Origin of the sequence: Novosphingobium beihaiense (genome assembly GCF_022832375.1) — a bacterium.
Lineage (GTDB): Bacteria > Pseudomonadota > Alphaproteobacteria > Sphingomonadales > Sphingomonadaceae > Novosphingobium > Novosphingobium beihaiensis.
In genome coordinates this window covers 25899-42826 of sequence record NZ_JALHLG010000005.1, presented here as the reverse complement: position 1 = coordinate 42826, position 16928 = coordinate 25899, and the positions used below count along the sequence as shown (strand labels likewise).

The window sequence follows — 16928 nt, the reverse complement described above, 5'->3', positions numbered from 1 at the left end:
ATCAGCTGCAATGCGACTTGGGCGCGCTTGACCCTGCGGTGATACCGTCTGGCGAACCGTTCGGCGTCAGATTCCTGTTATCCCTGACGATGAAGGTCGCTTCACGGTGAAACATGGTGTTCTTCACGAACACGTTCCCGAACAGAGGCTGATAATTGTAATAGACCTCCACGAACATCACGGCGGTGCTGCTATCGGGTGCCTTGATCAGATGAGCGGCTGGCCCCATCCCGGCCAGCGTCGTCCCGGCCGTGCCATAAGCGGACCCGACCCCAAGATCCCCGCTGCAACGCTGCCAGTGGATGTACTGTTGCCGCGTGTCTTTATTCATCTCCAGGCTGGAGAGGATGATCCGCCCGTGCGCGTTGAAATCGAACGAGTTCCCCTCAACCAACGCACCCGCCATCACCGAATCGATCTGCGTTTCGTTGACGGTCGGCATCACCGACGTGTTGTCTGTCTGGCCAAGGCGCGAGGCATTGTCCGCCACCGAAATCGCGATCTGGCTGACTTCCATGTTGACCACCGTCATGTAAGCCACTTCGGTGCCGTAAAGCCCCAGCGAAAGCATGACCGGCATCGCGACGGCAAGCTCCACCAGCGAGATGCCGCGCGTATCGCGCCGTAAACGGCGGAGGACGGCTTTCAGCGCACGCATCAGTCGCATGTCCCGGCGGAAGAGCCGAGCGCGTTCTGGTTCGCGAAAGGCTGGTTTTTCTTTACCGTCGACGCGCTCAGGCTGCGCTTTCCGTTCGATCCGTCGAGGAACGGGTTCGGGAAGATGGGATCATACGTGACGTCCACAGTATAGACCACCACATCGCTGGCCCCGCCGTTGCCCGATTTGCCCACATCGGCATCCCATTGGCCGTTGTCGTTCTCGTCGGTATAGCTCTCGCCGTTATCGCATCTGCCGTTGTTGTTGGCATCGTTCCATGCCTCCGGCCGTGCGATGTTGCTGAAATCGAAATAGCTCTTGCGCGATGTCGTCACTTTGGCGCCGGGAAGAACCGTCTGCACGACCCCTGTGACATAGGCATCGGCTGCCGAGGTATCGCCGGTTTCCAGCGAGGAACTGCGCCCTGCCTGCTGCACCGCACCATGCAAGACAGCCGTCGCGTAGGCCATGTATCCGACGTCGAAGATGCCGATCAGCGCCATCAGGAACACCGGCGCGGCCAATGCGAATTCGACGATCGCCGCGCCGTCCCGGGCCTTGCGCAGTTCCGCAAGGCACCGGCGCAGACGCCCCTTCGATGGCAGCGCAACGGCCATCAGGACGTCACTCGCAGTTCGCCGACCTGCTTGGCGATTTCCTGGAACGCCTTGTTGAGTTCGCCCGCGTCGCTGGCCGTAAACGAACTGTCGTCCGACGCGCAGGTCTTCAGATCGTTCGACAGGCCCGAGGTGAACGCAATCACCCAGATCCGGATCCCCTTGGACTTGATCGCCGAGCAGGCCGTCAGGAAGCGGGCAGTGTGGCGCGCGGTATCGTTGCTGCTGCCGTCATCGGTGACCTTACGGTCCCACCATTCCAGCCCCCAGGCCTCATTGATCGAGTTGTTCGGTTGCATAACACCATCGGTCATGAACACGATGTGGCGTGACACTTTACCGCCGTTTGAGGGCGCTTCGTTGACGGTGCTCGAAAAGATGCCATTCGGCGAAAGCAGGCGCCCGCCCCAGATCATGCCGATGTCGAGATACGTGTTACCCGTGGCGTTGAGCGAATCCGCATAGTCATCGAAGGCATCCTTGCTCATAGACTTCAGCCCCTGAGCGCGAACAGGGCAAGGAGAAGAAGCCCGTCTGCCACTGTCGCCTATGCCGGTAGTCTCGGTATAGGTCGGATTGCCCCAATAGTCCGTCCCTGTCCTGACACTCCGCTGATAGACGATCTGCGGCCACATCGGTGCCCACTTTGTATCGTCGTCATTTACGTCGGGTGCGGTGTCGATATCGATATCAAGCGCATCAGATGGAGAAACCCCGAAGAGGGACGAGTAGCTGAAATTGCTCGCCGATTCGGCCGCGGTCTTGCGTTCGTGGATGCAACCATTCCAGGTCGAAGTCACCATACCTGGTTGGCTTGCGCCGCTCCAGGCATCACCAGTCGGCGTTGTAACCGATGCAAAGGTCTTGTACGTGCTGGTGTCGTATTCAACCGGCATGTAATCAAAGTGATCGAACACGCTGCCTGCACCGGCTTCATAGCCATATGTCGTCGTAGTGACCGCAGTTTTGTCACGCGTATTGTATTTCACCTGAATAATATAATACGTATACGATCCGCCATAGTAATACCCGGTACGGGACACACACTGCGCAGCCGCTGTCTGGCGTTGCTGCTGTGTGACCGTTTCGACCGTTACCGTCTGGCCAGAACTGTTAGTGCTCGTCGAAGAGTCCGAGGTGCTTGAAGAGCCATAGTCGGCATAGGCTCCTCCCGCTGCTGGAAGGTCTGCCTCGCAGGAACTTTGCTGCCAGTACCAACCGCTTCCACCGGAGTAATCCACCCAACTGCTGCCGGTTTGCTCATTACTGTACGTCGGATCATCGGTAACGACGGTCTTGTACACAGCCTTCCGCGACGAATAGGTGTGCTTGTCCGCGATCATGTCCGGATTCTGATCGTAAAGCAGATGCCCCACATTCACTGTCGTGCTGTACGGCACAAAGCCGTAACGGATGCGCGCGTTGGACCCCGAAGTGGCAGTGGAGAGCGTCGTATAGAAGTTCTTCATCGCGGCCTGCAGCGCCTGAAGACGGGTCTGTCCGTCAGTCAGGTCGTAATCCATGGACCCGGTGTTATCGAGCACCAGCACCACGTCCGAATTGCCAACGCCCATCGATGATGTGCACGAAGCCGACAGCGGGATCGTGTTATAGCCAAACAGCCGCATGACCAGCGTGGAATAGGTCGTCGTCGCAACACCCTTCACCGTTACGCCGTTGTCGTCCGACGTCGGCACAAACGCTGTCCCCGTCGTGTGTTCGACATCGTCGCTGTAGTTGGTGGCGAAGAAGTTTTCGGCCGCCGTCTTCGCCGTGTTGTCGAAGCCATTGGTGGTCACCGCGTGCCGCCCTGCCAGCACGGCCGCGTCGCAAGCAGCCTGCAGACGGTTGTCGACACGGTAGGCCTGGCTCATATCGATCGCCGAACCGACGATTGCAGCAGCCACGACCACACCTACTGCCGCCAAGGGCAGGATATTACCCGCAGTATCGCGGGTCAGGCGGCTCAGAAAGCCTTTGACTGTCTGCATCGGTTAACCACGCTAGTCCGGTGAAAAATCGGCCGATTTTGCGGAAGGATATCGCCAACCCCTTAACGAATTACCCACGACATTGACTGACAATGGTCGACAAAGCCTTGGGAGCTTGCGTTAATGAAACTTTACCGAAAAAGTCGGCGCCCGCTGTATGCGCCCCCTTCCGCGCTTGGCTCTTTTCGCACCCTATTGGTTAAACAAGCGATAAGCATGCCATACTGCCGAACAGCCTGATGACGCCGGGAATGCGCGCGGCTAGAGAAGCAGGCATGACCACTTCTCTTCCTTCGGTTCTGTTCGTCTGCCTGGGCAACATCTGCCGCTCCCCGCTTGCCGAAGCGGCGCTGCGCCACCAGGCGCAGGAAGCGGGACTGGAACTGCTGGTGGATTCCGCAGGCACCGGCTCATGGCACATCGGAAATCCGCCGGATCCCAGAGCCTGCAAGGAAGCCCTGCGCCACGGGATCGACATCACCGGATACCGGGCCCGGCAAGTCGATCAAGGCGATTTCGCGCGTTTCGACCGGATCATCGCGCTGGACAGCCAGAACCTGGCCGACCTTGAACGGATCGCCCCACCATCACCGCGTGCGCACCTTTCCTTGCTGCTCGATCATATCCCCGGCATGGCCGGACAAGACGTTGCCGATCCCTATTTCGGCGGGGCGGAAGGGTTCATGGAAACCTGGCGGCAAGTGCACGAGGCCGCGCGTCACCTCACCGGCACGATTCAGCGGGAGCAGGCCTAAAACCGCCGCAGCCAGTACTGCATCGGCTTTGGCGTTTCGCCTGCATCCCGATGGTCTTTCCATTCCAGTTGCGTGACAAAGCCGTCCATCGGCGCATAACCCCGCTTGCGCCAGAACCCGTCCAGAGGGACGTAATCCTTCGGCCGGTCCGGATGATCCACAGGACGCACCACAGCCGCGAACACCGCGGCCTCCGCCCCGCATTTCCGGGCCTGCGCTTCCCGGTGATCGAAAAAGGCATGGCCAATGCCCTGCCCGCGGTATGCAGGCAGCAAGACGGATTCGCCGAAGTAGAACAGCCGCGAGACATCGAGCCCGCGTGCTTCGAAAGGCGCCCGGAACTCAGCCTTCTGCGCCTCCATCGGGGAAGCCGTGGCAGCGCCCACCAGTCTGTCTCCATCGAGGGCCGCCACAAGAATGCCGTCCCGCGCACCGGTGAATTCGCGCAAGTACGCCGCTTCGTAAGCCGCATCGCCATCGTAGAGGTAGGGCCACTCGGCAAAGACCGTCATGCGCAGCTCGGCCAGATCGCCGATCGCGGCCAGAATCTGGCTCCCGGTCAGGGCTGTGACAGTAATGCTCATGACCGGCCTGATAGGCAGCAGGCAAGCCACATGTCCACCAAATGACACAGAGCGCAGTTTGCTTTTGATCCGGCTTTCACTATATGGCCGCCAAAATTCCCCGGCCCAGCCCTCGCCCGAGACTCGACAGGCCGGGGCTTGCCCTTTTTGCCGTTTGAAGGACGAAAGCCATGTCCCGTCGCCGCCAGATCTACGAAGGCAAGGCCAAGATCCTCTACGAGGGTCCGGAGCCCGGCACGCTGATCCAGTATTTCAAGGACGATGCCACTGCGTTCAACGCGCAGAAGAAAGGCACGATCCAGGGCAAGGGCGTCATCAACAACCGCATCAGCGAGTATGTTTTCACGCGCCTCAATCACATCGGCGTGCCCAACCACTTCATCCGCCGCCTGAACATGCGCGAACAGCTCGTGCGGCAGGTGGAGATCATCCCGATCGAAGTCGTGGTGCGCAACGTGGCGGCCGGTTCGATCTCCAAGCGCCTTGGCATTCCCGAAGGCGACATGCTGCCGCACACGCTGATCGAATACTATTACAAGGACGATGCGCTGGGCGATCCGATGATCGCCGAGGAACACATCCGCTGCTTCGGCTGGGCCGGGCATGACGAGATGCAGGACATCGCCGACATGGCAATCCGCGTGAACGATTTCATGTGCGGCATGTTCGCGGCGATCGATATCCGCCTGATCGACTTCAAGCTGGAATTCGGCCGCATCTGGGACGGCGATTTCAGCCGCGTGATCCTGGCCGACGAGATCAGCCCCGACGGCTGCCGCCTGTGGGACATGCACACAGGCGAAAAGCTCGACAAGGACCGCTTCCGCCGCGATCTGGGCGGCGAGGAAGAAGCCTATCAGGAAGTGGCCCGCCGCCTCGGCCTGCTGCAGGACGATAACGGTCCGAGCGAAGTCTTCGACCTCTCGAAGCACCGCAAGCTGCGCGGCAAGTAAACGGATAATCCTCCCTGTTGGCGAAACCAATGGGGAGGTGGCATTCTCATAGTGAATGACGGAAGGGTTTTGACCCCCCTCCACTACCCGCTGCGCGGGCGGTCCTCCTCCCCATCCCCTGCGGGGACAGGGAGGATTTTCTCTCTTGTTACCGCTTGTTATGCGCGCCCCTCTCGGGCACTCCTGCGCCATGAGAGCCTCCCTGATTGCCCTCCTCGTCGTGCTGGCACCCGCGCCGCTCGCCGCGAGGTCCACCCCTTCCCCTCACGCCACCTACCCTGAAGATCCTCGCTGGACCTTCGAGAAAAGCGATATTCCCGTCGATCCGGATTTCCGTTTCGGCAAGCTCGCCAACGGAATGCGCTACATCATCCGCCACAACGCCACGCCCAAGGGCACGGCCGTGGTGCGAATGGACGTGGCGGTGGGATCTCTGGACGAGAGTGACAGCGAACAGGGCTATGCCCATTTCCTGGAGCACATGGCCTTCAACGGCTCCAAGCGCGTGCCCGAAGGGGAAATGGTCAAGCTGCTGGAGCGCGACGGGCTCGCCTTCGGCGCCGACACCAACGCCTCCACCAGTTTCGACCAGACGGTCTACAAGCTGAACCTGCCGCGCAACGATCCGGCCCTGCTCGATACCGCGCTGATGCTGATGCGCGAGACGGCGAGCAATCTCACCATCTCGCAAGGCGCGGTGGACCGCGAACGCGGCGTCGTGCTGTCGGAAATGCGCGATCGCAACACCTGGGCTTTCCGCAATGCCGTGGATTCCACGCATTTCTTCTATCCCCGGGCGCGTTACGGCAACCGGTTCGCCATCGGTACCCGGGAAACTCTGGACGCTGCCACCAGCGCTTCGCTGCGTGCGTTCTACAAACGCGAATACGTGCCTGCCCATGTCACTCTGGTAGTGGTGGGCGATTTCGATCCCGCCGCGGTCGAGGCAGGCATCATACGCCATTTCAACGGCTGGGCCCCCGCCCCGGCGGAAGAACAGCCCGATGCAGGCCCCGTAGACCCCAAGGACAAGAACCGCACCGAGATCTACATCGATCCCGCGCTGTCCGAGCGCGTGACCGTACTGCGCAACGGCCGCTATCTCGACCGGCCCGATTCCGTGGCCGAACGGCAGCAGAACCTGCTGCGCTCGGTCGGCTATGCCATCGTCAACCGCCGCTTGCAGCGTCTGGCCCGCAGCGCCCAGCCGCCGTTTCGCGGCGCCGGATTCGGGACCGGCGACGTATTCGAAACCGGCCGCGCCACCCGGCTGATCGTCGATACCGTGGATGGCAAGTGGAAAGCCGGGCTGGAAGCGGCCGCCCGCGAATACCGGCGCGCGCTTGCCCATGGGTTTACCGCTGGCGAAGTGGCCGAACAGCTTGCCGAGTTGCGCGCCGCGATCACCGCTGCGGCCAATTCCGCGCAGACCCGCTCCAACGCGGCGCTGGCAGCATCGGCGATGGCGCTCGTGGATGACGGCCTTGTGCCCTCCACCCCCGCATCGGTGCTGCAACGCTTTGAGGCTTTCGCACCGCATGTCACGCCGCAAGCCGTGCTGGCAGCCCTGAAGCGCGAAGCCCTGCCGTTGAATCAGCCGCTGATCCGCTTTCAGGGCCGCGCCGCGCCGGTGGGCGGCAAGGAAGCACTGCGCACCGCATGGCAAGAGGCCATGCGCGGGACCATTGCCCGGGAAACCGCCGCCAGCACGGCCAAGTTCGCCTATACCAGCTTCGGCACTCCGGGCACCGTCGCCAGCGACACCCGCGAACCGGAACTGGGCATCCGCGAAGTGCGTTTCGCCAACGGGGTGATGCTCAACATCAAACACACCGCCATCGAAAAGGATACGGTCCGGATCAGCCTCGCGATCGACGGCGGCGACATGCTCGATACCAAGGCCGATCCGCTCGCCAGTGAAATGGCGCCCTATCTTGATGAAGGCGGGCTTGGGCAGCACAGCCGCGACGATCTCGATTCGATCCTGGCCGGGCACACGCTGAACCTCAATTTTTCGCGCGGACAGGCTGCGTTCCGTTCCGGCGCCCGGACTACCCCAACCGATCTGGAACTGCAGCTCGATCTGATGACCGCGCTGATCACCGATCCCGGCTACCGCAAGGAAGGCGAAGTGCAATACCGCCAGTCGGTGAACAACTACTTCGCGCGGCTGCGCTCCACGCCCGCTTCGGCCCTCCGTGCCGATCTGGGCGCCATCATTTCGGACAATGACCCGCGCTTCAGCCTGCAACCGGCAGAGGCCTACCGCCAACTGACCTATGCCAAATTGCGCAAGGACATCGGTGGACGGCTGGCCCACGGCGCTATCGAAGTGGGCATCGTCGGCGATGTCGACGAGGATCGCGCCATTGCCCTAGTGGCCAAGACGCTGGGCGCCCTGCCCCCGCGCGAACCGGCCTTTCGCAGCTACGACAGCCAGCCCCCGCGCACGTTCACGAACAACCGCTCCCCGCGCGTAATCCGGCATACCGGGGCAGCCGATCAAGCGCTGCTGCAGATCGTCTGGCCCACGCGCGATGACAGCGATCCGGTGGCCGCGCTCACGCTGGAAATGCTCGAACGGATCATGCGCGTCGAACTGATCGATGAAGTGCGCGAGGCTCTGGGCAAGGCCTATTCGCCCTCCGCCAGCAGTTCGCTTTCGCGCCACTGGAAGGGATACGGCCTGTTCTCGGTGAATGCCTCCATCGACGTGGCCGACGTTGACGCCACCCGCGCGGCAATCCGCAAGGTCGTGACGGGGCTGAACACCGCGCCTGTCAGCGAAGACATCTTCCAGCGCGCGCGCCAGCCGCTGCTCGAAGCGCTGCAGAACGCGCTCAAGAGCAATGGCGGCTGGCTCTCGCTGACCGGCCGCGCGCAGACCGAAGCCGAACGCATCACGCGTTTCGAAAAAGCGCGGGAACGCTTGCTCGCCCTGACGCCCGCCGATGTCGAAGTCATGGCCCGGCGTTACCTCACGCCCGGCGGCGGACTGGAAGTTCTGGTCCTGCCAGAAGGCGTGCCCGTGCCTGAATAGGAGAGAATCAGGGCGCGTGGTTGGGGCGCGTTGGGCGGCCAGTCTTCTCCGCCCATTCCTCGATCAGGCCATCATAGAGCGGCTGGTCGATCAGGTCGTACTTTTCGGGGAAGTCGAAATTGCCCGACAGCATGCGGCCCTCCTCCTTGAGCTCGCGCATGAGCTTGAGGTGGTTGGCCGCCGCCGTCACCCAGCCGCCGGTCGCCATGTTGAAGGCGGTGCCGGGAAGGCTGAACCCCATGGTCGCGACCGGTATCTTCGCGCCGAAAGCCTCGACCAGATCCGCTACCCAGTTGGGCCGCGGGGGATAGAACACCACGTCCGCGCCCGCCTCCATATAGGCGTGCCCGCGCTTGACGGCCTCGTCCATGCTGCCGGTGCCGCCACCGCCCATCTCGCTGGTATAAAGCTCATCGCACCGCGCGATGATGACGAAATCTTGCCCGCTGTCGCGCTGCGCCCGCCGGGCCGCATCGATCCGCGCCTGCTGGTCCTCGATCGAGCACAGGCCGTTGACGTGTTTCGAATGCTTGGGATTGCGCTCATCTTCGACATGGATGCCGGCAATGCCCTGCTGGATGTAGCGGCGCGTGAAATGATAGGCATCGGCGACCGTCTCGCCCAGCGTATCGGCATCCGCGATCAGCGGGATCGTCATGACCTGCGCGATCCGCGCGGCCTGCTCGATCTGCTCGACCTGGCTGTATACGCCATTGTCCGGCACCGCGTAGTGAAACGCGGAACAGGCATGGCCGCCCAGATAGGCAGCGGGAAAGCCGACATGCTCGACAATGCGACCGGTAATCGCGGAGAAGACATCGCCGCACACAAAGTGCTCGCCCGCCTCGATCAGCGCGCGCAGTTTCTCTCCTGGTCCCGGCATCTATGGTCTCCCTAACGCATGTGGGTGACAGGGCTTGCACGAGTGCGCGCGCGAGGCAAGCCATGGCGCTTGCCTGAGGCGGTTATCGGGTGGGCGGTGTGGAACGAACCATGTGAGCTTGTGAACGGTGGCACTTCCCCCCCTGCCCTCATCGAAACGGGCGGCGCCAGCATCCTTCGACAAGCTCAGGATGAACGGAGAAGTACTGAGGAGACACTCCTAAGCCGCGAGGCCAAGTTCCAGTGAGGGCATCAGCGGCGATATTTCAAAATCTCTGTCCGAAAGCTGCCATTCCGGATACGCCGACATAGCTGTCATTGAGCAATCTGCTATCCAAGACAGATGATCCGTCTTTGCCCGATATTTTTCGTTGCAGCCCTTTGGGGCTGCTCAGGCCAAGCCCCACCTCCGGCGACCATTTGCGACATACAACCGGAAGACCTTGCGCAATGGGAAGGGGAGAAGGTTCGTTGGCGCGGTGTAGTCGTTGACGCCTCACCCCACGGAATGTTCTTCGCGGGCGAGTGCGGCTCTCGGCATGGGATTCCTATAATTCAACTTCCGCCAACGCCCGCATCAGACCAATTCGAATCCGCCCTGCATCACAGTAGGTTCCGAGAAGGCGCAATGAAGGTTCTCTTGTCAGGTCATATTCGAAAGCACGGTTTGGAGGTGACAGGCATCAAACAATACAGGTTCTACCCGATGGCCAAGGATTCCAACATGGCATTCTGGCGCGATACAATGGGAATGCCGGGGCTCGGCAAATGATGTCCGCTCCCCCCGACAATTTTGCCGTTCGATACACATTCGCGGCTTCCTAAACCCAGTCGACCGTTCAGGTTGGTTCGGCCGCCCGGCTTAAAGACGCTCCAGCACCGGGATCAGCTCATCGAAATGATCGATCACCGCCGCCGCGCCAAGCTGCGCGGACGGCAGGTCGTTGAACCCGAAGCTCACCGCCACACACGGCAGTCCGGCAGCAGCGGCCGCGCCGGTGTCGTACGTGGTGTCGCCCACATAGGCGGCCCGGCCCGCACCGGCGCGCTCCAGCATCAGGTGCAGCAGGTCCGGCTTGGGCTTGGCCCTGTCGCGGCCCAGCGTATCGCCGCCGATTACAGTGACGAACCGGTCCGTCAGGCCCAGTTCCTTGAAGATCTTCACCGCGAAACGTTCGATCTTGTTGGTGACGACTGCCACTTTCACGCCGCGCGCGGCCAGACCGTCCAGCATCGCCTCGCCGCCGGGGAACAGCCGGGTTTCGACGGCGATATGCTCTTCGTAGAAGGCCAGAAGCGCGCGGTGCAGTTCGTCGAAACGCGCCTCGGGCACGGCCCCTCCAGTAACATTCAGCGCCTTTTCCAACATCGGTTTCGCGCCGCCCCCGATCAGATCGCGCACTTCGGCCGCCGGGATCGCCGCGCGCCCTTCCAGCGCCAGCGCGTGATTGACCGCATGGGCGAGGTCGCCATGGCTGTCGAGCAGGGTTCCGTCGAGGTCGAAGCCGACGATCTGGAAAGGAAATTTGTCCATCCGCGCTCCAGTGGCCGCTTGGAGTGGAAACCGCAACAATTTGCTGGCAGACGGGCTTCATGACTTCCGCCAGCACCCCTCTCGCCATCGTCGTCCTCGCCGCCGGAAAAGGCACGCGCATGAAGAGCAGCCTGCACAAGGTGCTCCACCCCATTGCCGGACGGCCGATGATCGAACACTTGCTGGCCAGCGCGCAGGAACTGGCGCCCGAACGGCAGGTTCTGGTCGCCGGACACGGGCGCGAACAGCTTGAAGAGGCGATGGGCGGCCGCGCGGCGATCGCGGTGCAGGAACCGCAGCTCGGCACCGGCCATGCCGTGCAGCAGGCCGAGCAGGCGCTCTCCGGCTTCGAGGGCGACGTGCTCATTCTCTATGGCGATGTGCCGTTTGTGCGGGCGGAGACGATGCGCGCGATGATCGAACGGCTCCATGCCTCCGACTCGCCCGCCGCCGTGGTTCTGGGCTTCGAACCGGAAGACCCGCTGCAATATGGCCGCGTGCTCGCGCATGACGACGGGCGCATCGCGATGATGGTCGAATACAAGGACGCCAGCGAGGAACAGCGCGCCTGCCGCCTGTGCAATTCCGGGCTGATGGCGGTGAAGTCCGCCGACCTGTTCGAGCTGCTGGGCAAAGTCGGCAACGACAATGCGGCGGGCGAATATTACCTTGTCGATATCGTCAACATCGCCGCGCTCGAAGGGCGCACTTGCGCGGTGATCGTGACCGACGATCCCGATGAAGTGGGCGGCATCAACAGCCGCGGCGAACTCGCCGCCGCCGAAGCGCGCTGGCAGGCCCGCCGCCGCGAGCAGGCGATGGCTGACGGCGTAACCCTGATCGCGCCCGAAACCGTGTTCTTCGCCTGGGACACGCAGCTTGGCCGCGACGTGACGATCGAGCCCAACGTGGTCTTCGGCCCCGGCGTGACCATTGCCGACGATGTGGTGATCCATGCGTTCTCGCACCTTGAAGGCGCAGTGCTGGAAAGCGGCACCTCGATCGGCCCCTATGCCCGCCTGCGCCCGGGCGCGGTGCTCCGGCAGGGATCGAAGATCGGCAACTTCGTGGAAATGAAGAACGCGGTGCTGGGCGAAGGCGCCAAGGCCAATCACCTCACGTACCTCGGCGATGCCGAAGTGGGCGCCAAGGCCAATATCGGCGCAGGCACGATCACCTGCAATTACGACGGCTATTTCAAGCACAAGACCGTGATCGGCGAGCGCGCCTTCATCGGTTCCAACAGCGCTCTGGTCGCCCCGGTGAAGATCGGCGCGGATGCTATCGTCGCAGCGGGCAGCGCCGTCACGCGCGATGTCGCCGATGGCGAATTGCGGCTGGTGCGCGGCGAGCAACTGGTCAAGCCCGGTTGGGCCGACCGCTTCCACGACGCCATGAAAAAGAAGAAGGCCGAGCAGAAGAAGTAAGGCTCGGCCCGCTTTTACCCTCCGGGAAGCTTACGAACCGATCGCCAGCTTGCGGGCAATGGTGCCGAGTTCGATCTTCGCCGCCTGGCTATCCGGAGCGTAGCTCTGCGACTGCACGAACAGCCGCTTCGCCGCTTCCAGATCGCCCATCTGCATTCTGGTGTAGCCCATGCCGCGCAAGGCGCGCGCGGCCAGGTCCGCATCGGGACCGGCCTTGTCCTTGTCCGCAATAGCCCAGGCGTGAGCGAAAGCATCGTAGCTCTTCTGCCATTCGCGGCGGGACTTGAAGAGTTCGGCATATTCGTTGGCAAAGTGGGCGTTGCCCGGCGCCATCTGCATCGCCTTGCGCAATTCGCCTTCGGCGAGATCCCCGCGCCCGAGATCGATCAGCGCGTAGCCCTTGCCGAAATGCGCATCGCACAGGGCGCTGTCGACCAGCACCACATGATCGGGATGCGCGGCTGACACGGTCCGGTCCGAACGGCACAGCCGCGCACGGCTGTCTCCGGCCAGCGAACGGTCGGCCGAAGCGATCACCTTGTCGAACAGACGCACGGCCTTGGCCTGCCTGCCGCTGCGGATCAGATCGAAGGCCTTGTCCACCTGAACACCGGCGCTGGCGTCAAACTTCGCCTCCGGCCGGATATCGCGACTGAACGCCACGGCCAGCGCGGCGGACGGCGGCACGGCACCGGCCGAAGCCCGTTCCGCCACCGAAGCGGCCTGCGCGCTCCCGGCCAAGAAAAGACCCACTAATCCTGCGAATGCAACTGTACGGCGCATCGGCGTCTATCCTCTCCCCAAAACACCGATACTGCGCCGGTCTGTGCCGGGTTCTTCTGATGGCCCTTATGAGTGGGCCCTGTTCGTCAGACAGTGTTCGTCGAAGCGCATAGAATATCGGATCGGCGTAGTTTGACAAGTCATGACTGGGAAATCACATCGTCATGGAACGAACCGATGACGGTTCATCCCTTATGGGTCTGTGTGGATTCAGGTCAGACGGAGCCGAGAATGGTGGATTTTGAGAACCGGAGCGCAGCGTACTTTATGTACGTGAGCACCGGAAGCGCAGAAAGCCGCCGTTCGCAGGCCCGTATGACCTGAATCCACACAGACCCGCAGCATGGAGTACCCGATGTCCACCAGCCCCTGGAGCCACACCCGCAGTTCCTCGATCGCCGACGATGTCGATTTCGAGATCAAGGGGCAGGAACTTCAGTTCGTCGAAATCGAGCTCGATCCCGGCGAGAGCGCGGTGGCCGAGGCGGGGGCGATGGTCTGGAAGGATTCGGACATCGAAATGTCGACCGTGTTCGGCGACGGTTCGCACAACGATAGCGGCGGCTTCATGGGCAAGCTGCTGGGGGCGGGCAAGCGGCTCGTCACCGGCGAGAGCCTGTTCACCACCGTCTTTACCCATCACGGCCACAGCAAGGCCCGCGTCGCCTTTGCCGCGCCGATCCCGGGCTCGATCCTGCCGATCAAGCTGGACGATGTGGGCGGCCGCCTGATCTGCCAGAAAGACGCGTTCCTGTGCGCCGCGCGCGGGGTTTCGATCGGCATTCACTTCCAGCAGCGGATCATGACCGGCCTGTTCGGCGGCGAAGGCTTCATCATGCAGAAGCTGGAAGGCGACGGCTGGGTCTTCGTGCAGATGGGCGGCACGGTGATCGAGCGAGACCTGCGCCCCGGCGAGGAACTGCATATCGACACCGGCTGCGTCGCCGCCTTCACTTCCGGCGTGGAATTCGATGTGGTGCGCGCCGGATCGGTAAAGTCGATGATCTTCGGCGGCGAAGGCGTGTTCTTCGCCCGGCTGCGCGGACCGGGCAAAGTCTGGATCCAGTCGCTGCCCTTCTCGCGCCTCGCCGGACGCATGCTCTCGGCCGCCCTGCCCGGCGGACAGCGGCGCGGCGAAGGCTCGATCCTGGGCGGCTTCGGCGATCTGATTGACGGCGACTGAGAGCGTGGACAAATTCTAGCGCAGGCTTCCATGACTGCTTTTCAGGGTTTTCACCCTAAAACGGAATTTTCGGGCACGCCGGCATTGCGGACTTTACTGTTTCGTTCTGATATACTCGTCAGCGCACTTCGCGAAGGATTGGGTGAAGTATGATAGACAATTCTCGGCGAGAGTATTTCAACAAAATTCGAGAACAAGAGGTGTTATATCTCAAGCAAGTTTGGGGCAGCGAGCTGCATCACCGCTGTCCACTTGAATCTGAAGGCGATCTAATTTCAGCAACGATAACAGAAACAGGAGAGGGCGTTTTTTATTGTGACGAATGCGACTCAATTTGGCGATCCAATCATCCTCTTGACGAAGCACATGCCGATAGTTTCGAAACATTTGCTCTCGCGAATGGAAGGTCCGGCCTGACAATGGATGACATCCTTATCGGCTGAAGTCCGCTCACCCCGACTTTCCTGCCATTCAGAGGCACGTTCGGCCATGCCGAAATCGGCCTCTCATTCAAGATTGAATCTGTCCACGCCGCCAAGGATCGCTTCGGCCAAGGACAAACTGGCCCGTTACCATTTTCCGCCTATTCACACTCGCGACACGAAGTGCCAACCATTACAGGGTAGAGGCAACGGAGCGCGGCCTGCGCGCCGTCCAGTAATCAGGGTATCGAAAAGCGAATGTGCGGAATTATCGGGATCGTCGGCAAGGAAGACGTGGCGGACCGGCTGGTCGACGGCCTCCGGCGCATGGAATACCGGGGCTATGACAGCGCCGGGGTCTGCACCGTCCACCAAGGCGCGCTGATTCGCCGCCGCGCGCAGGGCAAGCTGCTTCATCTCGTCAAGGAACTGGCGGTCGATCCCGCACCGGGCATGACCGGCATCGCCCATACCCGCTGGGCCACCCACGGCGCCCCCACCGCCGCCAACGCCCACCCGCATGCGACGGAGGAACTGGCGCTCGTCCACAACGGCATTATCGAGAATTTCCGCCCCTTGCGCGATGGGCTCGAAGCGCGCGGGCGCACGTTCGAGAGCCAGACCGATACCGAAGTGGTCGCCCACCTGGTGTCGGAGCAGATCGAGGCCGGGGTCTCGCCGCAGGAGGCGATGAAGACGGTGCTGCCCCAGCTTCGCGGCGCCTTCGCGCTCGCCATCGCCTTCCGCCGCTTTCCGGACATGCTGATCGGCGCCCGCCTCGGCTCGCCGCTGGTGGTGGGCTATGGCGAAGGCGAGACCTATCTGGGATCGGACGCGCTGGCGCTCGCCCCGCTGACCCAGAAGATCAGCTATCTGGAGGAAGGCGACTGGGTCGTCGTGACCCGCGACGGCGCGCAGATCTTCGATGCGCAGAACCGGCATGTGACACGCGAAGTGGTCACGTCCGGCGCATCGGCGGTGGCGATCGAAAAGGGCAATTACCGCCACTTCATGCAGAAGGAGATCTTCGAGCAGCCCACCGTGGTCGCCCAAACGCTGCACAGCTATGTGCGGCCGGTCGATCAGTCGGTGGCCCTGCCCCAGATCGATTTCGACCTTTCGGCGGTCAACCGCATCACTATCGTCGCCTGCGGCACCAGCTTCTACGCGGGCATGGTCGCGAAATACTGGATCGAGCAGTTCGCGCGCCTGCCCGTCGATATCGATGTCGCTTCCGAGTTCCGCTACCGCGATCCGGTGCTGGAGCCGGGCGGGCTTGCCCTGTTCATCTCGCAATCGGGCGAGACGGCGGACACGCTCGCCGCGCTGCGCCACTGCAAGGCGCAAGGGCAGACCATCGCCGTCGTCGTCAACGTGCCCACCAGCACGATGGCGCGCGAGGCCGATCTGCTGCTGCCCACCCACGCCGGGCCGGAAATCGGCGTCGCCTCAACCAAGGCCTTCTCCTGCCAGCTCGCCGTGCTGGCCGCCCTCGCCGCGCATCTGGCCGTCAAGCGCGGGCGCATGGACCGGGAGGAGGAAATGGCGGTGGTGCGCCACCTCGTCGAGACCCCGGCCTGCCTCAATGCCGCCCTCGCTCATGACGAGGAGATCGCGGCGATGGCCCATCTGATCGCACCTGCCCGCGACGTGCTCTATCTCGGCCGGGGGCTGGACTATCCGCTGGCGCTGGAAGGGGCCCTGAAACTCAAGGAAATCAGCTATATCCACGCCGAGGGCTATGCCTCGGGCGAAATGAAGCACGGGCCCATCGCACTGATCGACGAGGCGGTGCCGGTCATCGTCCTCGCCCCGTCGGGCCCGCTGTTCGAAAAGACCGTCTCGAACATGCAGGAAGTGCGCGCGCGCGGCGGCAAGGTGGTGCTGATTTCCGATGCGCAAGGCATTGCCGAGGCGGGCGAAGGCTGCATCGCCACGATCGAGATGCCCAAAGTCCACCCGCTGATCGCGCCGCTGGTCTATGCCGTGCCGGTGCAGTTGCTGGCCTATCACGTGGCCTGCGTGAAAGGCACCGACGTCGATCAGCCGCGCAACCTCGCCAAGAGCGTTACGGTCGAATAGGCCGTAACCGCAAGGGC

General features: G+C 62.5%; 14 protein-coding genes. 7 read left to right on the top strand and 7 right to left on the bottom strand.

Features of this window, described 5'->3' with window-relative positions; genetic code table 11:
• Position 1: 1 nt before the first annotated feature.
• From MTR66_RS03750 to MTR66_RS03740, 3 genes are read right to left on the bottom strand one after another with little or no spacing between them, the layout of a single operon-like run.
• On the bottom strand, positions 2 to 658 hold the full coding sequence (locus MTR66_RS03750; RefSeq protein ID WP_243918068.1) for a TadE/TadG family type IV pilus assembly protein: 657 nt from the start codon (positions 656 to 658) through the stop codon (positions 2 to 4).
• Positions 658 to 1275: a TadE/TadG family type IV pilus assembly protein gene (locus MTR66_RS03745; protein ID WP_243918066.1), complete on the bottom strand. Its 618-nt coding sequence runs from the start codon at positions 1273 to 1275 to the stop codon at positions 658 to 660. The genes MTR66_RS03750 and MTR66_RS03745 overlap by 1 nt, the downstream gene beginning before the upstream one ends.
• Positions 1275 to 3266, bottom strand: a complete 1992-nt coding sequence (locus MTR66_RS03740) for a Tad domain-containing protein (protein ID WP_243918064.1) — start codon at positions 3264 to 3266, stop codon at positions 1275 to 1277. Before MTR66_RS03740 ends, MTR66_RS03745 begins: the two co-directional genes overlap by 1 nt.
• Before the next feature lie 275 nt (positions 3267 to 3541).
• On the opposite strand from MTR66_RS03740, the gene MTR66_RS03735 reads away from it, so the two are divergent.
• On the top strand, positions 3542 to 4021 hold the full coding sequence (locus MTR66_RS03735) for a low molecular weight protein-tyrosine-phosphatase (RefSeq protein WP_243918062.1): 480 nt from the start codon (positions 3542 to 3544) through the stop codon (positions 4019 to 4021).
• On the opposite strand, the gene MTR66_RS03730 is transcribed toward MTR66_RS03735, so the two are convergent.
• Positions 4018 to 4605, bottom strand: coding sequence for a GNAT family N-acetyltransferase (locus tag MTR66_RS03730; RefSeq protein ID WP_243918060.1), 588 nt, complete (start codon positions 4603 to 4605; stop codon positions 4018 to 4020). The two genes, MTR66_RS03735 and MTR66_RS03730, sit on opposite strands and share 4 nt — an antisense overlap.
• Positions 4606 to 4775: 170 nt before the next feature.
• Between MTR66_RS03730 and purC the strand changes: the two genes are divergently transcribed.
• Together purC and MTR66_RS03720 are read left to right on the top strand one after the other, a co-directional pair.
• Positions 4776 to 5558, top strand: coding sequence for a phosphoribosylaminoimidazolesuccinocarboxamide synthase (gene purC / locus MTR66_RS03725; RefSeq protein ID WP_243918058.1), 783 nt, complete (start codon positions 4776 to 4778; stop codon positions 5556 to 5558).
• Between the two features lie 190 nt (positions 5559 to 5748).
• Complete coding sequence (locus MTR66_RS03720; protein WP_243918056.1) at positions 5749 to 8598, top strand: M16 family metallopeptidase; 2850 nt, start codon at positions 5749 to 5751, stop codon at positions 8596 to 8598.
• Positions 8599 to 8605: 7 nt separating this feature from the next.
• On the opposite strand, the gene MTR66_RS03715 is transcribed toward MTR66_RS03720, so the two are convergent.
• Positions 8606 to 9481 (bottom strand): isocitrate lyase/PEP mutase family protein, encoded by an 876-nt coding sequence (locus MTR66_RS03715; protein ID WP_243918054.1) that lies wholly within the window; start codon positions 9479 to 9481, stop codon positions 8606 to 8608.
• Positions 9482 to 10342: 861 nt separating this feature from the next.
• Positions 10343 to 11014, bottom strand: a complete 672-nt coding sequence (locus MTR66_RS03710) for an HAD-IA family hydrolase (RefSeq protein ID WP_243918052.1) — start codon at positions 11012 to 11014, stop codon at positions 10343 to 10345.
• A gap of 59 nt (positions 11015 to 11073) precedes the next feature.
• Between MTR66_RS03710 and glmU the strand changes: the two genes are divergently transcribed.
• On the top strand, positions 11074 to 12441 hold the full coding sequence (glmU, locus tag MTR66_RS03705; RefSeq protein ID WP_243918050.1) for a bifunctional UDP-N-acetylglucosamine diphosphorylase/glucosamine-1-phosphate N-acetyltransferase GlmU: 1368 nt from the start codon (positions 11074 to 11076) through the stop codon (positions 12439 to 12441).
• Between the two features lie 30 nt (positions 12442 to 12471).
• On the opposite strand, the gene MTR66_RS03700 is transcribed toward glmU, so the two are convergent.
• The gene (locus tag MTR66_RS03700) at positions 12472 to 13194 is read right to left on the bottom strand and encodes a tetratricopeptide repeat protein (protein WP_243918048.1); all 723 of its coding nucleotides are present in this window, start codon (positions 13192 to 13194) and stop codon (positions 12472 to 12474) included.
• A gap of 385 nt (positions 13195 to 13579) precedes the next feature.
• Here MTR66_RS03700 and MTR66_RS03695 point away from each other — a divergent pair, with 385 nt between their 5' ends.
• From MTR66_RS03695 to glmS, 3 genes are all read left to right on the top strand, one after another.
• Complete coding sequence (locus MTR66_RS03695) at positions 13580 to 14407, top strand: TIGR00266 family protein (protein ID WP_243918045.1); 828 nt, start codon at positions 13580 to 13582, stop codon at positions 14405 to 14407.
• Between the two features lie 149 nt (positions 14408 to 14556).
• Positions 14557 to 14850, top strand: coding sequence for a hypothetical protein (locus tag MTR66_RS03690; protein ID WP_243918044.1), 294 nt, complete (start codon positions 14557 to 14559; stop codon positions 14848 to 14850).
• A gap of 237 nt (positions 14851 to 15087) precedes the next feature.
• Entirely contained in the window at positions 15088 to 16911 is a 1824-nt protein-coding gene (gene glmS, locus MTR66_RS03685) for a glutamine--fructose-6-phosphate transaminase (isomerizing) (RefSeq protein ID WP_243918042.1), read from the top strand.
• Positions 16912 to 16928 lie beyond the last annotated feature (17 nt).

Bases quoted from the DNA above. Each gene is read 5' to 3' on its own strand.
- MTR66_RS03750 (WP_243918068.1), bottom strand. From the start codon at position 658: ATGCGTGCGCTGAAAGCCGTCCTCCGCCGTTTACGGCGCGATACGCGC.
- MTR66_RS03745 (WP_243918066.1), bottom strand. From the start codon at position 1,275: ATGGCCGTTGCGCTGCCATCGAAGGGGCGTCTGCGCCGGTGCCTTGCG.
- MTR66_RS03740 (WP_243918064.1), bottom strand. From the start codon at position 3,266: ATGCAGACAGTCAAAGGCTTTCTGAGCCGCCTGACCCGCGATACTGCG.
- MTR66_RS03735 (WP_243918062.1), top strand. From the start codon at position 3,542: ATGACCACTTCTCTTCCTTCGGTTCTGTTCGTCTGCCTGGGCAACATC.
- MTR66_RS03730 (WP_243918060.1), bottom strand. From the start codon at position 4,605: ATGAGCATTACTGTCACAGCCCTGACCGGGAGCCAGATTCTGGCCGCG.
- purC (WP_243918058.1), top strand. From the start codon at position 4,776: ATGTCCCGTCGCCGCCAGATCTACGAAGGCAAGGCCAAGATCCTCTAC.
- MTR66_RS03720 (WP_243918056.1), top strand. From the start codon at position 5,749: ATGAGAGCCTCCCTGATTGCCCTCCTCGTCGTGCTGGCACCCGCGCCG.
- MTR66_RS03715 (WP_243918054.1), bottom strand. From the start codon at position 9,481: ATGCCGGGACCAGGAGAGAAACTGCGCGCGCTGATCGAGGCGGGCGAG.
- MTR66_RS03710 (WP_243918052.1), bottom strand. From the start codon at position 11,014: ATGGACAAATTTCCTTTCCAGATCGTCGGCTTCGACCTCGACGGAACC.
- glmU (WP_243918050.1), top strand. From the start codon at position 11,074: ATGACTTCCGCCAGCACCCCTCTCGCCATCGTCGTCCTCGCCGCCGGA.
- MTR66_RS03695 (WP_243918045.1), top strand. From the start codon at position 13,580: ATGTCCACCAGCCCCTGGAGCCACACCCGCAGTTCCTCGATCGCCGAC.
- MTR66_RS03690 (WP_243918044.1), top strand. From the start codon at position 14,557: ATGATAGACAATTCTCGGCGAGAGTATTTCAACAAAATTCGAGAACAA.
- glmS (WP_243918042.1), top strand. From the start codon at position 15,088: ATGTGCGGAATTATCGGGATCGTCGGCAAGGAAGACGTGGCGGACCGG.